The organism is Bacillus sp. VA13 (assembly GCF_055710085.1).
In genome coordinates, this window is sequence record NZ_JBVQPP010000022.1 from 1 (window position 1) to 400 (window position 400).

At 67.2% G+C, this 400-nt stretch carries 1 protein-coding gene; it reads right to left on the reverse strand.

The window, feature by feature from the left end; genetic code table 11:
- Positions 1–56 precede the first annotated feature (56 nt).
- On the reverse strand, positions 57–400 hold a 344-nt coding region (locus AC0C66_RS21555), incomplete at its 5' end, for a thiamine-binding protein (protein WP_472973709.1).

Below are 400 nucleotides of genomic sequence, written 5' to 3' on the forward strand. Positions count from 1 at the left end.
GGTCATGTCGACGTCCTCTCTCGTGGTCATTATCCGCGCCCGGCGAGGCCCGGGCGTCAGTTCGACTCGGCGAGCCGGGCTTCGACGCGCTCGACCTTCGCGTCGAGCTGGCCGGTGTAGCCCGGGCGGATGTCGGCCTTCAGCACGAGCGAGACGCGCGGGGACGCGACTTGGACGGCCTCGCAGGCGCGCTTGATGACGTCCATGCACTCGTCCCACTCCCCCTCGAGGGTCGTGAACATCGAGTCGGTGCGGTTCGAGATGCCCGACTCACGCACGACGCGGATGGCTGCGGCCACCGCCTCGCTGACGGAACCGTCCGGGTCGTCCGTCGTCGACGGTGCGACGGAGAAAGAGACGAGCATGATGATCTCCTCGAAGGTGATGGGAACGATGCAGT